Consider the following 19,816-nt stretch of genomic DNA (forward strand, 5'->3'; position numbering starts at 1 on the left):
CAAATTAACGGATTAACAGCAGGATGATCGTAAAGCCCAGCGCCCCGCCGAGGAACCAGATGCAGTAACGCTGCACGCTGCCGCTCTGCATGTCGCGGATCGCGTACGCCGCGCCGCCGGCCGCCCTTGCCAGCAGATTCATAAAGCCGTCCACGACGTGGCGGTCGAACCACGCGATCGGGGTCGAAACAAAGCGGAAGATCACCTTGTGGGTGACGAACTGATAAACGTCGTCGATATAGAACCGGTTATAGGCCGCCCTGTGCAGGCCGCGGAACCGCAGGGCCAGCCGGTCGGCAACGGGCTGCCGCTCGCGCAGGTACATCCACGTCGCCAGCGCAATGCCCGCGGCAGCCACGCAAAGGCTCACGCCCGCCACGCGCCAGTCGATATGAATCGTGTAGGGCATGCCGTCGCTGCTGACGAACTTCCCGAACGGGATCGCGCCCCCGACGAGCGTCACCGCCGCCAGAAACACCAGCGGCAGGGTCATCGTCAGCGGAGCCTCATGCGGTTTGTGCGCGGCATGCAGTTCCCGGTTCTCGCGTCCCCAGAAGATATTGTAGTACAGGCGGAACATGTAGAACGCCGTCAGTCCGGCAATGGCGGTCATCAGCCACCCCATCGCGGGGCTGAACGCGAAGCAGGCCGTCAGAATCTCGTCCTTCGAGAAGAAACCGCTCAGGGGCCAGATGCCGGCAATGGCGAGACAGGCGACGAGGAACGTGGCGTGCGTCACGGGCATATACTTGCGCAGGCCGCCCATGGCCGACATTTCGTTGGAGTGGACGGCGTGGATGATACATCCGGCGCCGAGGAACAACAGGGCCTTGAACATGGCGTGCGTGAAGAGGTGGAACATCGAAGCCATGTACCCCAGCCCGCCCGCATGCGGATCGGCCGAGGTGCTGACGCCCAGCGCCACGATCATAAAACCGATCTGCGAAATGGTGCTGAACGCCAGCACGCGCTTGATATCGCTCTGCACGCAGGCCACCACGGCGGCGTACAGCGCCGTAAACGCACCGATATAGGCCGTCCAGTGGAGCACTTCGGGCGCATAGCCGATAAAGAGCGGGAACATGCGCGCCACGAGGTAGACGCCCGCCACGACCATCGTCGCGGCGTGGATCAGCGCCGACACGGGCGTCGGGCCTTCCATGGCGTCGGGCAGCCAGATGTGGAGCGGGAACATGGCGCTCTTGCCCGCGCCGCCGATGAACATCAGCCCCAGCGCCAGCGGGATCATCGTCCCGGCGGCGGCCAGCAGCCGCACCTCCGGCGTAAAGGAGAACGTCCCGGCGTAATAGCCGTAGAAGAGGATTCCGACGAGGAATCCCAGATCGGCGAAGCGCGTCACGATAAAGGCCTTCTTCGACGCGGCGACGGCCTCCTTCTTCGTATAGTAGAAGCCGATCAGCAGATAAGAGCTGACGCCCACCAGCTCCCAGAACAGGTACATCTGGAAAATATTGGTCGCCACCACAAGTCCCATCATACTCATCGTAAACAGCGACAGGAACGCATAGTAACGCTGGAAACCCCGTTCGCCCTTCATGTAGCCCAGCGAGTAGACATGCACCATCAGCGAGACGGTCGAGATCACCACGAGCATCATCACCGAAATCGGGTCCAGCAGGATGCCCATGTCGATATGCAGCGTACGGCTGATCGGCAGCCAGACCGTATTCCACGGAATCAGCGTCGGGAACGCCCCGGCGGCATCGCGCCCGGCCGTGAAGTATTCGAACGCCGTACAGTAACACAGCAGCGTCACCACACCCAGCACCGCCGTGCCGACGAGGCCCGCCGCCGCGGGCTTGAGCTTCATGCCGGCCAAGCCTAAGAAGAGGAAGCTCAGCAGGGGCAGCAGCAGAATCAGAATCGTATATTCCATAAGAGTCGTTTTTCGTTTTCGGCTACCACTTCATCTCCCGCAGGCTCTTGACCTCGATATTGCGGATGTTGCGGTAAATATTGATGATGATGGCGATGGCGACGGCCGTCTCCGCGGCGCTGATCCCGATGGCGAACAGCGTAAAGAAGAATCCTTCCAACTGTTCCGGGAAGAGGAACCGGTTGAAGACGACGAAGTTGATATCGACCGAATTGAGGATCAGCTCGACGGAAATCAGCATCGCCAGCAGGTTGCGGCGCGTGACGAATCCGTAAATTCCCACGAACATCATGATCGTGGAGAGGACGAGATAATATTCCATGTGTATCATAGCCGTACTTTTTTAGCGTTTGCGTGCGATGAGGATTCCGCCGACGATGCAGGCCAGCAGCAGGATGCTGATGACCTCGAACGGCAGCACGTAGCCGTATTTGCCGCTGCTCATCAGCGCATGGCCGATGGTCTGCACGTGCAGTTCGCCGTGAACGAAATGCGAGGGCCTGAAATCGTGTCCGAGCGTCACATAAAGGCAGACGCCGAGACTCAGCAGCGTCGCGGCCAGCCCCACGAAGAATTTATATCCCTTCAGGTCCTCCGACTTGTCGCCCTGACTCGACGTCAAAAGAATCGAAAAGACGTACAGCACCGTGATGCCGCCGGCATAGATCAGCAGCTGCACCGCGCCGAGGAACGAATAGTTGAGCTGGAAATAGATGCCCGCCGTACCGAACAGCACGAACAGCAGGTAGGTCGCCGCGCGCAGGATGCGCTTGGTCGTCACAGCCAGCAGAGCGCTCACGGCCGTGAAGACCGCCAGCACCGTAAAGACGATTAATTCGAGTGTTATCTCCATGGCTTACTGTTTATTCAGGGTTTTGACCAGCTTTTCGCGCGTGTAGACCGCATGTTCGAAGTCGGTCGAGAAACGGATCGCCCCGGTCGGGCAGGCATTGACGCACAGACGGCAGAACATGCACGCCCCCAGATCGTACTCGTAGAGCACCAGCCGCTTGCGGCTCTTGCCCGTTTCGGGATCGGCGACCATTTCGGTCGTGATGCGGATGGTGCCGTTGGGACACGCCGACTGACACAGGCCGCAGGCGATACACTTGTTCCGGCCCTCGGCGTCGTGCGGCATGGTCAGTTCGCCGCAGAAGCGGTCGAACATCCTGAGCGTGGCGCGGTTCTCCGGATACTGCTCGGTGACCTTGGGCGTGAAAAACTCACGGCCCGTCACCTTGAGTCCCGTCAACAGGGACCCCAGTCCGTGAAAGAATCCTTTGATATAGCTTTTCATGGCTAAAAATGCAGTTTAAATACGACGACAACGACCATCAGCAGCAGGTTGGCCAGTCCGATCGGCACCAGATACTTCCATTCGAGCGTCAGTATCTGGTCGATACGCAGGCGCGGGAATGTCCACTTGATCCACATCAGCAGCCACACCACGAAGAACGCCTTGCCGAAGAACCAAACAAAGCCCGGAATGTAGTCCATCGCGGCGTTGAAGCCCTCCCAGCCGGAGATATGCAGCGGCATCCAGCCTCCGAGGAAGATCGTGGCGGCCACGCCCGCGACGATGAACAGATTGACGAATTCGGCGACGTAGAAGAGTCCGAAGTGCATGCCCGAATATTCGGTGTGATACCCCGCCGTCAGCTCCGACTCGGCTTCCGGCAGGTCGAACGGGCCGCGGTTCACCTCGGCGTTGCCCGCGATCAGGTAGATCACGAAGGCGATCAGCGCCGGAATATGGCCCTTGAAGATAAACCAGCCGTCGGCCTGCCGGGCCACGATCTCGGAGAACTGCATGGTGTCGGTCAGCACGATGATCGTCAGGATCGAAAGGCCGATCGAAAGCTCGTACGAAATCATCTGCGCGCCGCTCCGCATGGCGCCGATGAGCGAATACTTGTTGTTGGAACTCCATCCCGCCAGCAGGATGCCGACCACGCCGATCGACGACGCGGCCATCATGAAGAAGACGCCCACGTTGAAGTCCAGCACCTCCAGCCCCTTGTTCACGGGCAGGCAGGCGAACGCCAGCACCGACGCCAGAATGACGATGTAGGGCGCGAGGTTGTAGAGGAACTTGTCCGAACGGCGGATGGTGATAATCTCCTTGGTGAGCATTTTGAATACGTCGCAGATGACCTGCAACGTGCCCCACGGCCCCACGCGCACCGGCCCCAGACGGCACTGGAAGGCCGCGCAGACCTTGCGCTCCATGAAGATCATCAGGATGGCGATCACCGTATACATCAGCAGCAGGCATACGCCGACGATCACGCACTCCAGAAAGACCGCCAGTCCGAGGGGCATCAGCGACGTGAGCAGCCCGTGAATCCAGCTCGTTACTATACTAAAATCAAACATATCTGTAAGTTTTTCCTTTTTCAATCCGTTTTCCGCTCTCCCCGGCTGCAATTCACGGTCTCTGGCCGTGTTTACAAGTCTGCCCCTCTCCTAAATCCCCTCATCGAAGGGGACTTATCCGCCTGCGGCGGAAAAAACATCGGGAAAAGCCGGCGCCGACCGGCGAAGCTTTCAACCGCTCACCGGTCTATATCGGGTACGACGTAATCGAGCGTGCCTCCGATGGCGATCAGGTCGGCGATCTTCGTCCCCTTCGCTATGGTTTCGAGACACGACACCAGCGGCAGTCCCGTCGAACGGAACTTCATGCGGTAAGGCGACTTGTCGCCCCGGCTCTCGATAAACACGCCGAATTCGCCGCGGCTCCCCTCGACGGCGGCGTAGTAGCTGCCTTCGGGAATGCGGATCACCGGCTTCATCTTCAACTGGTATTCCCCTTCGGGAATATTGTCGATCAGCTGTTCGACGATGTTCATGCTCTGCTCGATCTCGCGCATGCGGACCATGTAGCGGGCGAAGCAGTCGCCCTCGGTGAAGAGCACCTCCTCGAAACCGACCTTGCCGTACATGGCGTAGGGATGCCGCTTGCGCACGTCGCAGGCCCAGCCCGCGGCGCGTCCCGTGCCGCCCGTGGCGCCGAACGAGATCGCATCCTCACGGGTCAGCACGCCCGTTCCTTTCAGACGTTCCTGCGCGATGACGTTGCCCGTGAATATTTCGTGGTATTCGCGCAGCAGCGGACGCATATAGGCGATGAACTCCTTGACCTTGCGCACGAATCCGGGATGGATGTCGGCCTGCACGCCGCCGATGGTGTTATAGGTCTGTATCAGGCGGCCTCCCGTGGTCTGCTCCAGAATGTCGAGCACCTTCTCACGGTCGCGGAACCCGTAGAAGAACGCCGTCAAAGCCCCCATGTCCATACAGAGACACGCGAAGAACAGCAGGTGCGAATCGATGCGCTGCAGCTCGTCCATGATCGTGCGGATATACTGCACCCGCTCCGACACCTCGACGCCCAGCCCCTTCTCGATGCACATACAGAGCGCATGGCGGTTCTGCGCGGCCCCCAGATAATCCAGCCGGTCCGTAAGGGCCAGCGTCTGGGGATAGGTCAGCCCCTCGCACAACTTCTCGATGCCGCGGTGGATATAACCGCAGTGCACGTCGAGCTTCTTGATGATCTCGCCCTCCAGCGACACTCGGAAGCGCAGCACGCCGTGCGTCGCAGGGTGCTGGGGACCGACGTTGATGACGTATTCGTCCTCTTCGAAGAGCACGTTGCGCTTGCGGATGAAACTGCCGTCGGAGGTCAGCTCGAAACTCGGAGCGCTGTCCATCGACACCTCGTTGGTCATGCGCAGCGGATTGAGCGCCGGATCGTAATCCTTGCGCAGGGGATACCCCACCCAGTCGTCGCGCAGGAACAGCCGCCGCATGTCGGGATGGTTCAGAAACCCGATGCCGAAATAGTCGAACACCTCGCGTTCGTTCAGCTCGGCGGCCTTCCACAAATCGCAGACCGAGGGCAGGCCGCATTTCTCGCGGCTCGGCGTCAGCGTCCGCAGGACGACGTTTTCGCCCGTGGCAGAGGCTTCGAGGTGATAGACGGCTCCGAAGCCCTCTTCGCCCCAGTCCATGCCCGTCAGACTGCGCAGGAAATCGAATCCCTCGGCCCTGAGCCGGGCGGCCAGATCGTGAAACTTCTCCGCGGGCACGGTCCACATGCCGTCGCCCGCCTCGGACCATACGGCCTGAGGTTCCCATGCCGTTATCTTGTCTTTCAGCGTCATACTCATTGCTTTTCTCCTCCTTCCACATTCAAATCGTTCCGCTCCGAAGTCAGGTCGCGGCGCAGCAGTTCTTCATACTCTTCGCGGCCGATCTGCTTGTTCACCCCGCCGAAGAAACGCTGCAACTTCACTTTGCGCTGCAGCTGCATCAGTCCGTAAAGCATCGCTTCGGGCCGCGGCGGACAGCCGGGTATATAGACATCGACGGGCAGAATCCTGTCCACGCCGTTCAGCACATGATACGACTTCTTGAAAGGCCCGCCGCTGATGGCGCAGCCGCCCACGGCGATCACATACTTCGGATCGGCCATCTGGTCGTAAAGGCGCCTGAGCACCGGGGCCATTTTGTGGGTGATGGTGCCGGCGACCATGATGAAGTCGGCCTGACGCGGCGAGGCGCGGGCCACTTCGAACCCGAACCGGGCGAAATCGTAACGCGCCGCGCCCACGGCCATGAACTCGATGCCGCAGCAGCTCGTGGCGAAGGTCAGCGGCCACAGGCTGTTGCTGCGGCCCCATTCGATCAGCTCGTCCAGACAGCCCACGATCACGTTCGTATTGTTGTCGCGCAGTTCGGCGACCATCTTTTCGAGGTATTCGTTGTCGTTGAAATCTTCGTATTTCATCGACTTGATCTTCGGTTCTCTCTTTATTTCCATTCCAAAGCTCCTTTCCGCCATGCGTACGCAAGGCCCAAAATCAGGACGACCAAAAAGAAGAGGATGCTCACCAGTCCGTATACGCCCAGCTCCTGCACGACGACGGCCCACGAAAAGAGGAACACCGTCTCGACGTCGAACATCAGGAACAGGATCGCAAAGAGGTAGTAACCCACCTTGAACTGCATCCACGACCGGCCCCGTGTCGGGATGCCGCACTCATACGCTTCGCCCTTCTGGGGGTTGTACGAACGCGGCGACACGGCGCGGGCGATACCCAGCGCGACTGCGACCAGCGCAATGGCCGTCAGGATAACGACCACCAATAGCGTGAAATACATAACCTGTTATTTTACGAATTTATATTCCGGAACACGAAAAACGGGCATGCCCCCGGCGGACGGGACGTCGCGGCCGGAAACCATGCGGCTGGCAAAAAGGGACAGCCGGGGCTAAATCAGAATCCGCCCCAGAGAAAAGATGTAGTAATCGACCGGCTTGGAATAGAGCGCGCCGCGGTCCGAGAGCGCCGAGTTTTGCTGCGCCACGGCTTCCGCCGCAGCCGAACGGGCATAGAAACGATGCCGCACGATGGCCTTATGCTCCGAAGAGTGGGCCGGAATCTCGATCGAAGCGTCGCCCGAAAGCATTACGGCGGCCGTGAAATAATTCTGCGCCGTAACGGGTGCATGGAGTGCGGCCTGCGGACTCATTCCGGGCTGTACCCGGCATGCGCCTCCCTGCGGCGTCGCACCGTCGAGACTTCCCGCCAGCACGAAGAGCAGCACGAACAGCGCATATTGAATTCTCTCCAGCATTATCGACAAAACAATTTCAGCGCAGCGAATATACGCTCTTTCCCGCTGAAAAGCTACCTTTCGGACGAAAAAATGCACAAAATGATGAATTTTGGCTACAAAAGTGTCAAACCGACCTGATTGCCGGACGACGGACCTCCGCCGACAAAAGTCAAGACCGAAAAAAAGCTCCCCGCATTTCTGCGGGGAGCCTCCGTTAACATTCGGACCGGATAGCGGTTATTCGTTCCGACCATAGATATACAACTCATTGATGCTAAGCGCAGTGCTGCCCTTCATGCCGACCCACTTGACATAGCGGGCGTTGCAGGGTTTGAGCAACTGAACGTAGTTGGTTGCGCCATAGCCTCTGTTGGGAGCCTCGGCCTGCCGGAGCTCTCCGTGCGGCGTCCAGTTCTCCCCGTCTTCCGACGTAGAAAGCTCGAAGTACTCGCCCAAATAGTCGATACTAAAAGCCTGAATATCAAAACCGGCGACCCACTGCAAGGTCTTCATGTCGATCGTAAGTTCGAGCGAGGAATCTCTCCAAAGATAAATATCGGAATACGAATCTCCGTCCCAAAGAGCGGTATTAGCATTCGAACTTGAGCTGCCGTTGGTTTGCACGGTCCATCCGCTCGTCGGATACTTCTTCCACGACGGATCGGCCGCGGACAGGAAAGTCAGGAGATCGGACTTCTTCACGATCGAAATCGCAACGCCGGCATCCTCCGGATCGACGGCGGCCCCGGCGGTATCGCCGACCAGCTCGGCCGTGAGCTGCACCGGGAAAGTGCCGAGTTCTTCGTCCGCTTCGAGGAAGTCGTCCGTCACCGACCACGTCGTTGCGTCCGACTCTTTCGCCCCGGCCGGAATCGTCACCTCGGCAGCGGGCGTAAAGCGCTCGTCGTCGACAAATCCTTCGGGAATGCCCGCCGATTTCACGACGAACTTCGTATCCTCCAGCACGGGACGGTCCACCACGACCTTCACGTCATATGTTATCGGATCTTCGTTGACGATCGCACCGTCGATGAAGTTGCGTTTGAAAGTCACGGCATTGCCCTCGACGCCCACGAGCGACGCGACAGCGACATAGGCAGCCTTTTCGATCACCATCTTCGCCTCGCCGTCCACCACGGGAACCTGCGAACCGCGCGCTTCGACCACACGCACGCCCAGCTCGTAGGTCACAGGCCCGAACACATTCTCCATGAAGTCGTAGTTCTCCTCGATCATCCTTACCGAGACTGCCGCCGTAGTGCTGCCGGCGGGAATCACCAGCTCGCGCGCGCTGATCTCGACCAGCTCGGCCGGTACATTGGTGATAATAGGTTCTACGCGAACGACCGTCTCTTCGGGGCTGGCCTGCGCAAGGGCAATGGTATACTCGCCCGAAAGCGAACCGGCGAGATTCAGCACGCCTTCATTATCGTAAGTTCCCGCGAAAGTCGCCACCCGGTCCGTAGTACCGGAGATCGTTGCGCCGACCGGCGTTTCGGGGTAGCCCGCCAGATCGACCTCCTCGTCGGCGCGGCAGCCGGTGAAGAGCGCTGCACCGCCCGCGAGGGCGAAAAGCAGTGCATATTTATACATGTTTTTCATCGTTTACTGTTTTTCGGTTAATATCGCCTCGCAGGCAGGGCCGCACCCCGCCCGCAAGGCGGAATCGAATCAATAGTTCGGCCACTCAGGCTGCGCCGGACGCGAATAGGTATCCGGCAGGTCCTCAGGATAATTATAGCGCGTGGTGTCGGCGAACTTGTAGAAGTGCTCCGGCTCCTTGAGCGGCGATCCGTAGAGAGTTTCGGGACCTTTGTTCAGCCGGTTGACGAAAATATTGCGCCAAGCATTCTTATTCACCCTGCCGTTGGTATTCTTCAACGGGTCGGGCGCGAAGCCCATGAACCAGCCCTTGCCGGTCGTCGGGTCGAGCATTCTCTCGGCGACAACGCTGGTGAAGTTGCCGCCCGTACCGCGGTTGAACTCCATCGAGATGGCCGAGCACTGCTTCTGGGTCATATTGCCCATGGGCGAGGTAGACCAACCGTAATCGCCCACGGCGATATCGACCCACTCCGCAATGTCCTGTCCCTCGATCTCGGTCGGCCAGCCGCTGATATTGAAGCTAGAGTAGCAATAGGCAACGACAAGCTTGTCGGGCATCGCCTTCTTCGATTCGTAGGCCAGACGGGCCGCACGCGCCGAACTGCGCGAAGCATAGTAGGGATTCGAAAGATCGGGACTGTTCGAATACTCGTCGTCGAAGCACACGCCGTCGATATTGTATGCTTCGCAGAACGTGGCGAGTTCCTTGGCGAACATCTGGCATCCGTAGTCGGAAAGCTGGGCTACACCCGACTGGTCGTGGTTGCCCAGTACGCACATGATGACCTTGATGCCGCGTTTGCGCAGCGGCTGAATGAAGACCTCGTTGTTATCCATCCAGTACTGGGTCTGCGGATTGAGGCTCAGGAACGGAGCGTTGCGGTCCGCATGGTGGTTGATGTTGCCCGAAAAGAGGCAGACCACATCCCACAGCAGGCGTCCGTCTTCGAGCTCGAACGTCAGGGCGTTGAGCGGATTGACGTCGTTGACCTCGAAGAACAGGAAGCCCTTCGGCAGGTCGTCGCCCTTATAGCAGGTAGGCATCGAGGTCATATCCTTCACCACGTAGAAACAATGGCTCTCCTTGAGGATCACGCCATCGGCTTCGAGGGCTACGGGGATCAGATATCCCCGGCCTGCTACGAGTCCTTCGGCAGCATGGACAGTCATCTCGACCGTAAGTTCGACATTGCGGCCTGCGGCGGCAAAGAGGCCGTCGTTGGCAAAAGTCACCTTGTCGGCCGGATAAAGCGTATAGTTCGTGCCGTTGGCCTTGTTGTACTGTCCGACGTCATAGGAGTCATCGACCTTGGCGCGGGCCGTAAATCCCTCGGAAGGGGTTTTGGTCAGCACCAGACGCAGGTCGGCGGTGTAGGTCTCCTTCCACAATTCGACGGTGGTGTTCGACTTCCCGGAATTGAGGTCCTGCAGCATGGCGCCCGTTTCATTGAGGCCCGTTTCGATCGAGCCGGCGCCATCCCATTCGCCGACCGTGACGTCGTCCGTGCAGGATACGAGCGCAGCGGAACACAGCAGGGCCGCGGCTGCGGCAAGAATACCGGATTTGAAATATCTCGTTTTCATGCGTAATAGCTGTTATTGGTTATTTTATTTCAGGAAGAGTTACGGGAATCCAAGTCGGCGTGCCGCCCACGGCAGAGAGATTCGTGCCGTTCGCATGGTCGATGATCGTCGAACCGGAACCCTCGTTGAATTTCCAGTAGGCTACCAGCCCTTCGCTTTCGGGGCTGACACCGTACATGTTGCCGGCGATCTGCTCCGGCGTACGGGCCACGCTCCAAACGCGCAGCTCGGAAATCTCTCCGGGGATGTAACGCTCCTCGTTGTACGACTTGCCGACGTAACAGTTGCTGGTCAGCGTAACCGATCCGCTCATCTTCTGATTGGAGTAGGCCACCTGCTTGCCGTTCTGGTAATAGATACGCTCGCCGTTTACGGCATCCCAAACCACGGCGATATGCACCCATTCATTGACCGGAAGCCCCGGAGCGGCATTGGCTGCGGGCCAGTTGCCGCCGTTGGCCGATCCCGTCGCCAGCTGGAGCTGGTCGCGCGGACGGTCGGCGTCGCCGATGCGCACGAGGAAGTTGCCTTCGATACCGAATACCGAGCTGAGGGCGTCGCCGCGGCCGTCGGTCCAGTCGGCGCTGCGCAGCAGGGCCTCGATGGTGACCTGCTTCATGCCGCTGACGAGCGGTTTGGCGTCGGCCGACCAGCTGACCGGGAAGTTCATCCACGCGATGTTGGCCACCACGTTGATCATCGCACCCTGACGGGCCACGAAGTAGACCGTACTGCGGCTGTCGAGCAGATCCACGCCATTGCACGAAGTTACCGTCACGGGCAGCACGTAACGACGGCTGCCGTCGAGGGTGTTGATATCCTTGAACACGATCTCTATCGCGTCGCCGCTCACCTGACCGGCCGCAATGTCGATCTGGTTGGAAGAGAGTTCGTAGCATTCGGCGGGAAGCGCCACGGCATTGTCGCCGTAGATCATGTTGTAGGCGGCGACCTGCGACGGATCGGCCTCGATCGTCACGGCGACCTGCTGCCCGGCAGGCTTGGCCAGACGCGATTCGATCGTCTTGGTATAACCGGGCGTATCGCTCTTGATCAGCAGATCGTCGGAGAGGATGGCCGAAGTGATATAGAACTTGTTATCGAAACGATGCTTCTCGACATCCTCGTTCTTGCAGCCGGTGAAAACGACTGCGGCGAGCGCCGAGAGAACCAATAAGCATTTATTGTATTTCATGGCTGTCAGTTTTTAGATGGAGGGGTTCATAATGCCGATTGCCTCGCGGGTCTTGGCCCACACCTTGGCGGGGTTGTAATAGTCGTACTGGACATCCTCGATCAGCAGCCCCGCACGCGTATAGCCCGGCGAAGGGAGCGTCACCCATCCGGCCCAAGCCTCGATCGCCTCGACCGTATCGCCGAAGGCATCGACCATGCCGGTATAACCGAACTCCTTCTTGTCGTCGCCGGGACGGGTGGTCTGGGCCGTCACGATCAGACGGTCGGCCGGCACGCCGGCAACGCTGACTGCGGTAAGAGCCGAGAACGACATCTCGTCGAGCGTCTTCACGTCATTGGTCGGCAGGATGATGTAGGCGCACTCGTCCAGCAGCGGCATATTCGTCTCCGTAATGGCTCCGGTGAAACCGCGGAAGACGAGCGCATGCGACGGGTGGGCCTCATGCCAAGCGCGGATCGGAGCGAAGAGCGCTTCCTGACGGGCCGTATAGACGGCCAGCGCCTCGTCCTGCATGCTGCCTACGGCCTTGCCCGTGTAGGTGAAGATGAAGCCGTCATAGCCCCAGCGGTCTACCAGCGCGATCTGCTCGCCGACACGGCCGCCGAGATAAGCCAGCGCATCTTCCTCGCTGAGCGTGGGGTCCTCCTTCAGCACCTGCGTCCAGTCGTTTTCGAATGTCTGCAGGTCGATATTGAAGAGGATGCGGGTTCCCTTCTCATGCACTTTCCGGATTTCATCGACAAGCGTCTGGCAAAGGACGGACGGAACCGGATTCACGACGATGAAATCGACGCTGTCGGGCATTGCCGTGAAGTGCTGCGTACGATGGGTCGTCGCGGCGCCGTTTTCGGGAACGGTCATCGTAACGAACACCGCCTTGTGCGAACCGGCCTTGTACTCCCGGAGCGCCTGCATGTACCGGGCATACAATTCGGGATTCGTCTCCTCGAATGACGAATAGTTCACGTCGATCGCCTCAGGCTCGACGGCCTCGTGGCAGCCGACCATGAAAAGCACGGCTGCAAGGGGCAGAAAATATCTTTTGATGTTGATTTTCATAGTTTGACGGTTTTATAGGTTAGCGAATCCGGGGATTGCAATCCCACCACAGACGGGTGGACATTTTGTCCTGACCGCCCAGCCACTGATCCACGGCGGCCCGGATCGTTTCGCCGTTCGCCTCGTACTCCTCCAGCGGATAGGTCATACGGCGGGCGCCCAGCTGCAGATTCGTGATGTCGGGATTGTTATTGACCACCACCGGGAACAGACGCGGATAGCCTGTACGGCGGTAATCGGCCCACGCTTCGGTACCCAGCGGGAAATTGGCGATCCACTTCTGGGTGATGATGCGTTCGAGGTTCTCTTCGAAAGCCGCCCCGTCGTTCCAAGGGATCGTGACCGTCGACTGGTTCGAACAGCTGTAACCGAATGCCGGGTCGTCATAGCCGCCGGGAAGCGCCGTCGAAGCCATATAGGCAGTCAACTGATCCGCGACGCCACAACGCTCGAACGAGAGCCGGATACCCTCCTCGTAGAAGGTCCGGGCGTTGCCGCCCATCGCCCAGCCGCGCAAAGCGCCCTCGGCGCGCAGGAAGGCCACCTCCGAAGCGTTCATCCACATCAGCGACGTCGATGCCGTCACGTTATACCGCGAGAAGTTGTTGATACGATCATCGTCGGGAATCTGGATGCCGTTGCGAAGACCGTCATAGCCGCCTCCGCTGAAAGCCGACTCGTTGAAATAGCTCGCACGACGGGGATCGTCGTAACCGTTCATGAACGACGCGATATCGGCGGCGACGCGGTGGTCGCCCGCACCCGACTTATAGCTGAAGAAGCAGACGTAGAAAGGATTGCCGTCCTTGCCGAAGCCCGTATACATGGCATTGCCGGAGTTGTCCTCGATCACGCCCAGCTCCGAGCTGACGGCCTCCTCGGCCAGCTGCTGCGGAGTACGACCGTCATCGGTGGTGAAATCCGTATAGACGATACGCATCGCAAGACGCAACTTGAGCGAGTTGGCCAGACGGCCCCAGCGCTCCAGACTGCCGCCGTAAAGCCGGTCGGCATCGGTGGTGATCATGCCTGCACGGTTGCGCGTAAGCACCTCGACGGCAGCATCCAGATCAGCGAACATGGCCTTGAAGACCTCTTTCTCCGAGTCCAGCGGCACCGGATCGGCGCCCGTACCCACCTGCGTATAGGGAATCGGTCCGTAGGTGTCGGCGACGCGGTGTACGCCGGCGACCTTCACCACCTTCGCCACGGCGATGGCATTCTCGTCTTCGGTCACCTTGCACAACTCCGTGAAGTTCGACATTTCATTGGTGTAGATAACCCGGTAAAATACCGGCGACCAGTTCGACTGCGGGTCGTAGGTCGAGAATTTTCCGGTGTTGAATCCGCTGTTCGCATCGGCGATATAACCGCCGTAAGGCCCGCCCAGCAGCAGATCGGTGAACTGGCACTGATTGACGTCGGCCGGAATGACCCAGCTCTGCATGGTGGTCATGAACGACCGCATGGCGTAACCGTCCCGCTCCATATCCTCTGCGGTAACCTCATAGGGATTCCGGTTGATATCTTCGTAGTTGGCCGTGCAGGATGCCGCGCCGAGCGCTGCCGCCGCAAGGGCCACCGTCATATTCGATATATTGAATTTCATGGCGTTTTAGCTTGATTAGAATTTGACACGCACGTTGAAGCCGATGCTGCGCAACGAAGGCATCATGAAATAGTCGATGCCCTGATAGTAGTTGCTGGTGGTAGCGACCGCCTCTGGATCAAAGGGCGCCTTGTTGTAGAGCATCCACAAGTTGCGGCCTACGATCGAGAGGGTGATGTCGCAAACGTCTCCCAGCTTCTTGCGCGGAATCGTGTAGCCGATCGAAGCCTCCTGCAACCGCACATTCGTAGCCGAATAGGTGTAGTACTGCGGAGTCGTATCGCCGTTGGCGACGGTCTGGTACCATTTCTGCGCATCGATCAGGTCGTTGCCGTTGATGACGATGCCGCCCGCATCGCGCGCATCGGCCGACGAGGCCGATACGCCGTAGTAATCCATTACGGCCTGCGTGCGCGAGTAGACTACGCCGCCCAGACGGGCCGTGAGCAGGAACCCGAAATTGAAGTTGCGCCAGCGGAAGTCGTTGCGCCATGCCAGATTGGCGTCGGGGAATACGGAACCCAGCTTGATGAAATCCTTGGTCTGCGTCTTGTTGTCCACGAAGATGTTGCCGTCCATATCCTGATAGATATCGCCGTTCGAGTCGCGGCGCAGGTCGGCGCGCGAATAGATGTCGCCCAGCGAGCCGCCCTCGCGCAGAATGAAGCGGACGTTACCCATGCCTCCCACGTTCAGGTCGCCGATCGGAGTGACCTTGCCCGTGTTGGGGTCGATCACCTCTTTGCCCAGCTTCATGATCTTGTTGCGGTTGACGCTGGCCGTGAAGTTGCTGTCCCATGAGAAGCGGTTCCACGTATTCTTGTAGCCCAGCGACATTTCGAAACCGCGGTTGCGCACGTCGCCGTCCTGCTTGTAGACCTTGCTGTACATCGAACTTGCGGGGATGCCCGTGTTGAACGTCTGGTTGATCGTACGGGTGTTATAGTACGAAATGTCGAAATTGAAATGTCTGAGGAAGCGCATCGTAAGACCGACTTCGAACGATTTGGTGCGTTCGGGCTTCAGGTCGTAGAGCGGACTTTGGGACGAGAGGTTCCAGCTGTTGGTCGAAGAGTTCCACGAGCGGGTCGGATTGGCGTAGAAACGCGAGAAAGCCAGACCCACCGATGCGTACGACGCACGCAGCTTGACGTAGGAGAGGTTCTTGGGCATGTTCGGGATGATCTCCGAGAGCACGACCGAAGCGCCGACCGACGGATAGAAGAACGAGGAGTTCACCGAGTTGGGACCCGCCAGCTGCGAAGGCCAGTCGTTGCGGCCCGTCACGGTCAGGTAATACGCCCCCTTGAAGCCCACCTCGGCCGAGAAGAAGACCGACTGCGACTGCTCGCGCCAGCCGATCTGCTCGCGGACGGTCTTCGAATTGGAGAGGTTGTAGACGTTGAACACGTTGGGGATGTTATTCGGCTCGTAGATGGCGTTGCCGTCCTTGTCGTAACCGGTCTGCTCTCCGTAGGCGATCGGGCCGCGGACTTTCGAGGCGTCGGAACGCATGTCCGAGATCGAAGCGCCGACGTTGGCCTGCAGACTCCAGTTCTCGCCGAAGGTCTTGTTGATATTGACCATCACGTCGCCGTAGGTCTGACGGTCGTTGGTCTTGGTGATGCCGTAGAGACCGTTGGGCGATCCCTCGGTGCGCAGGTTGTTGGTCGATGCGTAGAGCTTCTCGGTATAGTCGCTGTTCGAGTTGTCCACCCGGATGCGGCCCGAAACCGAGAGCCAGTCGAGGATGTCGTAGGTCAGCGAGGCGTTGATCATGTAGCGGTCCTTGCGGTTCTCGCGCAGGTTGCGGTAGCTGATCCAGTAGGGGTTCTGCATCTGATAGGTATCGGCTCCCATCGTCGGCCAGTACTGCTCGTAGATGCCGCGCGAGGGGTTGTAGCGTTCGTACATCTCCACATCCGCCCAGTCGTCGCCGCGCGGGAAGAGGTAAGCCGACACCAGCGGGTTTGAGTAGACGCCCTGATTGACCATGTTGCGGTCTTTCTGGATAATGTAGCTGGCACCCAGATCGAGGTGCATCTTGTCCTTGAGGAACGACGAGGTATTGCGGAAAGTGAAGTTGTAACGGTCGTAACCGTTGTTGGGAATAATACCGCGCGAATTGACGGCGCCGGCCGAAGCATAGGTCTGGCTGCGCTCGTTGCCCGTCGAGAACGAAACCGTCTCGGTGCCCACGACGCCCGTCTGGAAATAGTCGTCGGCAGGGTCGTAGCCCCTGTAATTGAACGCATTCAGACGTTCGCCCCACGAGTAGATGCCGTTGGCGGCTCCCGCCAGCTTGTCGCCCGTGCCGTAACGGGTCTGGAACATCGGCATCACGAAAGGCGCGAGCACTTCGGTGTTGCTCGTCACCGTCACGGTCGTCTGACCGGCCTTGCCGCGCTTGGTCGTGATCAGAATGGCGCCGTTGGCGGCATCCGAACCATAGAGTGCCGCGGCGGCTGCGCCCGACAGGACGGTCATCGACTCGATATCCTCAGGGTTGAGGTCGGCGATGGCCTCCGAAGAGCCCTGCGAATCGAACTCCTCGCTGCCGTCGCTGCGGAAGTTGCACATCGGAATGCCGTCGATCACATAGAGGGCGTTCGACGACTGCTCGATGGATTTCGAACCGCGCATCACGACCTTCGACGAACCGCCGACACCCGACGACGAGGCGTTGATATTCAGACCGGCCACCTTGCCGTTGAGCGAATTGACGAAATTGACGTCTTTCACGGCCACGATGTCCTCGGCGTTGATCTGCTGGGCATTATACGAGAGCGCCTTCTCCGAGCGCTTGATGCCGAGGGCCGTCACGACGACCGATTCGATCTCCGATGCGGCCTCGCGCAGCGTAATGTCGAACGAAGTGCGGTTGCCGACGGCAACCGCCTGCGGCTCATAGCCCAGATAGCTCACTTCGAGCCATGCCGTCGAAGGTGCGGGCACCGAAAGGGTGAAACGGCCGTCGGCGTCGGTCGTCGTACCGGTCGAGGTGTCGCGGACGATGATCGTGGCGCCGATGACCGGCTGGCCGCTCCCGTCGCGGACATAACCTGCGACGGCCGCAGGCTGCTCGGCTTTCTTTACGGAGAGGATGATGCTCAGCGAACGGATGTCGTAGGTCAGGTCCGCACCCGCCACCATCCGGTTCAGGGCTTCCGTAAGCGGCACCGCCGTAACATCGAGGCTTGTGATACGGTCGGTCTTGACATCCGAACCCGTAACGAACAGATATTTGGTCTGCCGTTCGATCTCGGACATGATCTGTGACATCGGGACACGGTCCATCCGGATCGTAACTTGGGGCAGGCTGCGGTTCTGGGCCGCCGCCCGCGGAGACCAGATAGCGCAAAGACCAAGCATGAATAAAAAAGTAAATGACCTTTTCGCTTGTCTGATAAATGTTTTATTCATAAATTTGTACTTTAGGTTTGAGTAGGAGGTTTGCTTGAACCCCGGCCTGTGCGATGTGCTACCATCCGCACAGGCCATTTTCTGAGGTTCCGACAATCATAGTATACAGTTTCTCACAAACTTGGATTACTTCATAGGCCGGTCGTTTTTAAGGTTAGACTGAGTTTATCGGATGGTTATCGTGTTGTTCTGTTCGTCCTTCTCGTACTCGAAATCGGCAAACCGCTGCAGCACCTGAAGCGCATTGTCGATACCTACCGACTGCCGTATCTTACCCTGTCCGATACGGATCGACGGTTCGCGCTCGATACGGATTGTGACGCCGAAGGTCTTTTCGAAGCGGTGCATCAGCTCGGAGAACGACTGATCGGTCAGGCTGATGATTCCGTTCGTCCACAAATATTCCTCATCGTTGTCGATCTGCGCGAGACAGAGATGCTTCCCTTCGAGCGTCACCATCTCGTCGGGTTCCAGCACCAGTCGTTCGCCGGGAACGAGCCGGCTGGAAACGGCGACGCGGCCTTCGAACAGAGCCGTCGAGAAGAGCCCGTTCTCCTCCTCGGCCACGACATTGAATTTCGTGCCCAGCACCTCGACGTCGCAGGCGTATGTCCGGACGATGAAGGGATGTTTCGCATCGTGCACCACTTCGAACCGGGCTTCGCCTTCGATCTCCACACGGCGCTCGCGCCCCGTAAAGAGCGCCGGATAGCGCAGCGTCGTTCCGGCGTTGAGCCATACCGAAGTGCCGTCCTGCAACGTCAGGCTGACGCGCTGTCCGTAGGGTACGGATACCGACAGTAGCCGTTCGCCCTGCCGCGAGAAATCGCGTGCGGCGTGAAAATAATAACCGCCGAAGGCGAGCAGTACGACGGCCGCTGCCGCCGCGCTCCACCGGCGCAGGACGGAGCCGAAACGGCGCCTGCGGTCCTTGGCGTAAAGTTCGTTGATGACCGGAGCGCTCAGAGCCACCAGATCGTGCTGCCGCTGCACCTTTGCGAGTTCCGATTCATGTGCAGGATCGGCTTCCAGCCACGTCAGCACTGCCGTCTCCTCCTCAGGCGATGCTTGGCACGCCACGTAGCGATATAATGTTTCCTTTTCCATAAGTTGCTATATTGACGCACGACAGTGCAGGATTTGCGAAAAAAATCGCAAAATCCCGCAAATAAATATTTTTAATAATTCCGGGGGGGGGCGGTCGTCAGAAGCCGTTCAGCAAGAGTCCTATCAGCGGAAGATAATCCTTGAGCGCAGCCTTGAGCGCCTCCTTCGCCGCACGCAGTTCGTAGGTCACCTGTCCTTCGGACAATTCGTAAACGGCGGCTATTTCCCGGTAGGACATCTCTTCGTAACGGTGGGCGATGAAAATCCGCCGCCGCTGTTCAGGCATCCGCCGCAGTTCGCGTTCGATGATGGCGAGCGCCTCGGACATCATCAGGTTCTGGGGGTCGTTGGCTTCGAGCCGCGCGATACGCTCTCCGACCACGCGCGCACTGGTCTGGTGCATGTTCTGTTGAATTCTGAGATGAATGGCTTGGTCGCGCAGATAGTCCAGACACTTGCGCTTGAGCGCGGTAAGCAGATAGGCGGGCAGATTCCGGGGCGTCGTCTCCGTACGGCTCTCCCAGATTTTCAAAAAGGTATCGGACACCAAATCCTCGGCCACCATCCTGTCACGGACATACGACACGGCGATCCGGACGAAATACGTCCTGTACTCCGCATAGACCTCCTCCAAACCATGGGGGGGGGGAAATTTCGATAGAGCGATTCATGGCAGAATAAACGTCCGGTAAAAGAATAAAGGTAA

General features: G+C 59.0%; 17 protein-coding genes. All 17 read right to left on the minus strand.

The window, feature by feature from the left end; all coding sequences use genetic code 11:
- Positions 1 to 4 precede the first annotated feature (4 nt).
- Positions 5 to 1,897 carry an NADH-quinone oxidoreductase subunit L gene (gene nuoL, locus HMPREF9720_RS14230; protein ID WP_009599075.1) on the minus strand — a complete coding sequence of 631 codons (1,893 nt, stop codon included), beginning with the start codon at positions 1,895 to 1,897 and terminating at the stop codon, positions 5 to 7.
- Between the two features lie 22 nt (positions 1,898 to 1,919).
- Complete coding sequence (gene nuoK / locus HMPREF9720_RS14235) at positions 1,920 to 2,228, minus strand: NADH-quinone oxidoreductase subunit NuoK (protein WP_009599068.1); 309 nt, start codon at positions 2,226 to 2,228, stop codon at positions 1,920 to 1,922.
- Between the two features lie 12 nt (positions 2,229 to 2,240).
- Entirely contained in the window at positions 2,241 to 2,750 is a 510-nt protein-coding gene (locus tag HMPREF9720_RS14240; protein WP_009599072.1) for an NADH-quinone oxidoreductase subunit J family protein, read from the minus strand.
- Positions 2,751 to 2,753: 3 nt separating this feature from the next.
- Positions 2,754 to 3,194, minus strand: coding sequence for a NuoI/complex I 23 kDa subunit family protein (locus HMPREF9720_RS14245; RefSeq protein WP_009599041.1), 441 nt, complete (start codon positions 3,192 to 3,194; stop codon positions 2,754 to 2,756).
- A 2-nt stretch (positions 3,195 to 3,196) separates the two neighbouring features.
- Entirely contained in the window at positions 3,197 to 4,273 is a 1,077-nt protein-coding gene (nuoH, locus tag HMPREF9720_RS14250; protein ID WP_009599064.1) for an NADH-quinone oxidoreductase subunit NuoH, read from the minus strand.
- Between the two features lie 179 nt (positions 4,274 to 4,452).
- Positions 4,453 to 6,000: an NADH-quinone oxidoreductase subunit C gene (locus HMPREF9720_RS14255; protein ID WP_175282422.1), complete on the minus strand. Its 1,548-nt coding sequence runs from the start codon at positions 5,998 to 6,000 to the stop codon at positions 4,453 to 4,455.
- A gap of 68 nt (positions 6,001 to 6,068) precedes the next feature.
- A complete protein-coding gene (locus HMPREF9720_RS14260) occupies positions 6,069 to 6,725 on the minus strand; it encodes an NADH-quinone oxidoreductase subunit B (RefSeq protein WP_009599052.1) in 657 nt (218 codons plus the stop codon).
- Complete coding sequence (locus HMPREF9720_RS14265) at positions 6,716 to 7,066, minus strand: NADH-quinone oxidoreductase subunit A (RefSeq protein WP_009599057.1); 351 nt, start codon at positions 7,064 to 7,066, stop codon at positions 6,716 to 6,718. Before HMPREF9720_RS14265 ends, HMPREF9720_RS14260 begins: the two co-directional genes overlap by 10 nt.
- A 111-nt stretch (positions 7,067 to 7,177) precedes the next feature.
- Positions 7,178 to 7,543 (minus strand): hypothetical protein, encoded by a 366-nt coding sequence (locus tag HMPREF9720_RS14270; RefSeq protein ID WP_009599055.1) that lies wholly within the window; start codon positions 7,541 to 7,543, stop codon positions 7,178 to 7,180.
- Between the two features lie 219 nt (positions 7,544 to 7,762).
- Positions 7,763 to 9,127: a DUF4989 domain-containing protein gene (locus tag HMPREF9720_RS14275; protein WP_009599053.1), complete on the minus strand. Its 1,365-nt coding sequence runs from the start codon at positions 9,125 to 9,127 to the stop codon at positions 7,763 to 7,765.
- Positions 9,128 to 9,196: 69 nt separating this feature from the next.
- Complete coding sequence (locus HMPREF9720_RS14280; protein WP_009599033.1) at positions 9,197 to 10,714, minus strand: BT_3987 domain-containing protein; 1,518 nt, start codon at positions 10,712 to 10,714, stop codon at positions 9,197 to 9,199.
- Positions 10,715 to 10,733: 19 nt separating this feature from the next.
- Complete coding sequence (locus tag HMPREF9720_RS14285; RefSeq protein WP_009599045.1) at positions 10,734 to 11,909, minus strand: DUF1735 and LamG domain-containing protein; 1,176 nt, start codon at positions 11,907 to 11,909, stop codon at positions 10,734 to 10,736.
- A 12-nt stretch (positions 11,910 to 11,921) separates the two neighbouring features.
- Positions 11,922 to 12,971: a glycoside hydrolase family 18 gene (locus HMPREF9720_RS14290; protein ID WP_009599063.1), complete on the minus strand. Its 1,050-nt coding sequence runs from the start codon at positions 12,969 to 12,971 to the stop codon at positions 11,922 to 11,924.
- A gap of 19 nt (positions 12,972 to 12,990) precedes the next feature.
- On the minus strand, positions 12,991 to 14,580 hold the full coding sequence (locus tag HMPREF9720_RS14295; RefSeq protein WP_009599076.1) for a SusD/RagB family nutrient-binding outer membrane lipoprotein: 1,590 nt from the start codon (positions 14,578 to 14,580) through the stop codon (positions 12,991 to 12,993).
- A gap of 15 nt (positions 14,581 to 14,595) precedes the next feature.
- Positions 14,596 to 18,003 carry a SusC/RagA family TonB-linked outer membrane protein gene (locus HMPREF9720_RS14300; protein WP_009599043.1) on the minus strand — a complete coding sequence of 1,136 codons (3,408 nt, stop codon included), beginning with the start codon at positions 18,001 to 18,003 and terminating at the stop codon, positions 14,596 to 14,598.
- Between the two features lie 165 nt (positions 18,004 to 18,168).
- A complete protein-coding gene (locus HMPREF9720_RS14305) occupies positions 18,169 to 19,110 on the minus strand; it encodes a FecR family protein (RefSeq protein WP_009599049.1) in 942 nt (313 codons plus the stop codon).
- Between the two features lie 97 nt (positions 19,111 to 19,207).
- The gene (locus HMPREF9720_RS14310) at positions 19,208 to 19,744 is read right to left on the minus strand and encodes an RNA polymerase sigma-70 factor (protein ID WP_009599050.1); all 537 of its coding nucleotides are present in this window, start codon (positions 19,742 to 19,744) and stop codon (positions 19,208 to 19,210) included.
- Between the last annotated feature and the right edge of the window lie 72 nt (positions 19,745 to 19,816).

Origin of the sequence: Alistipes sp. HGB5 (assembly GCF_000183485.2) — a bacterium.
Classification (GTDB): Bacteria; Bacteroidota; Bacteroidia; order Bacteroidales; family Rikenellaceae; genus Alistipes; species Alistipes finegoldii.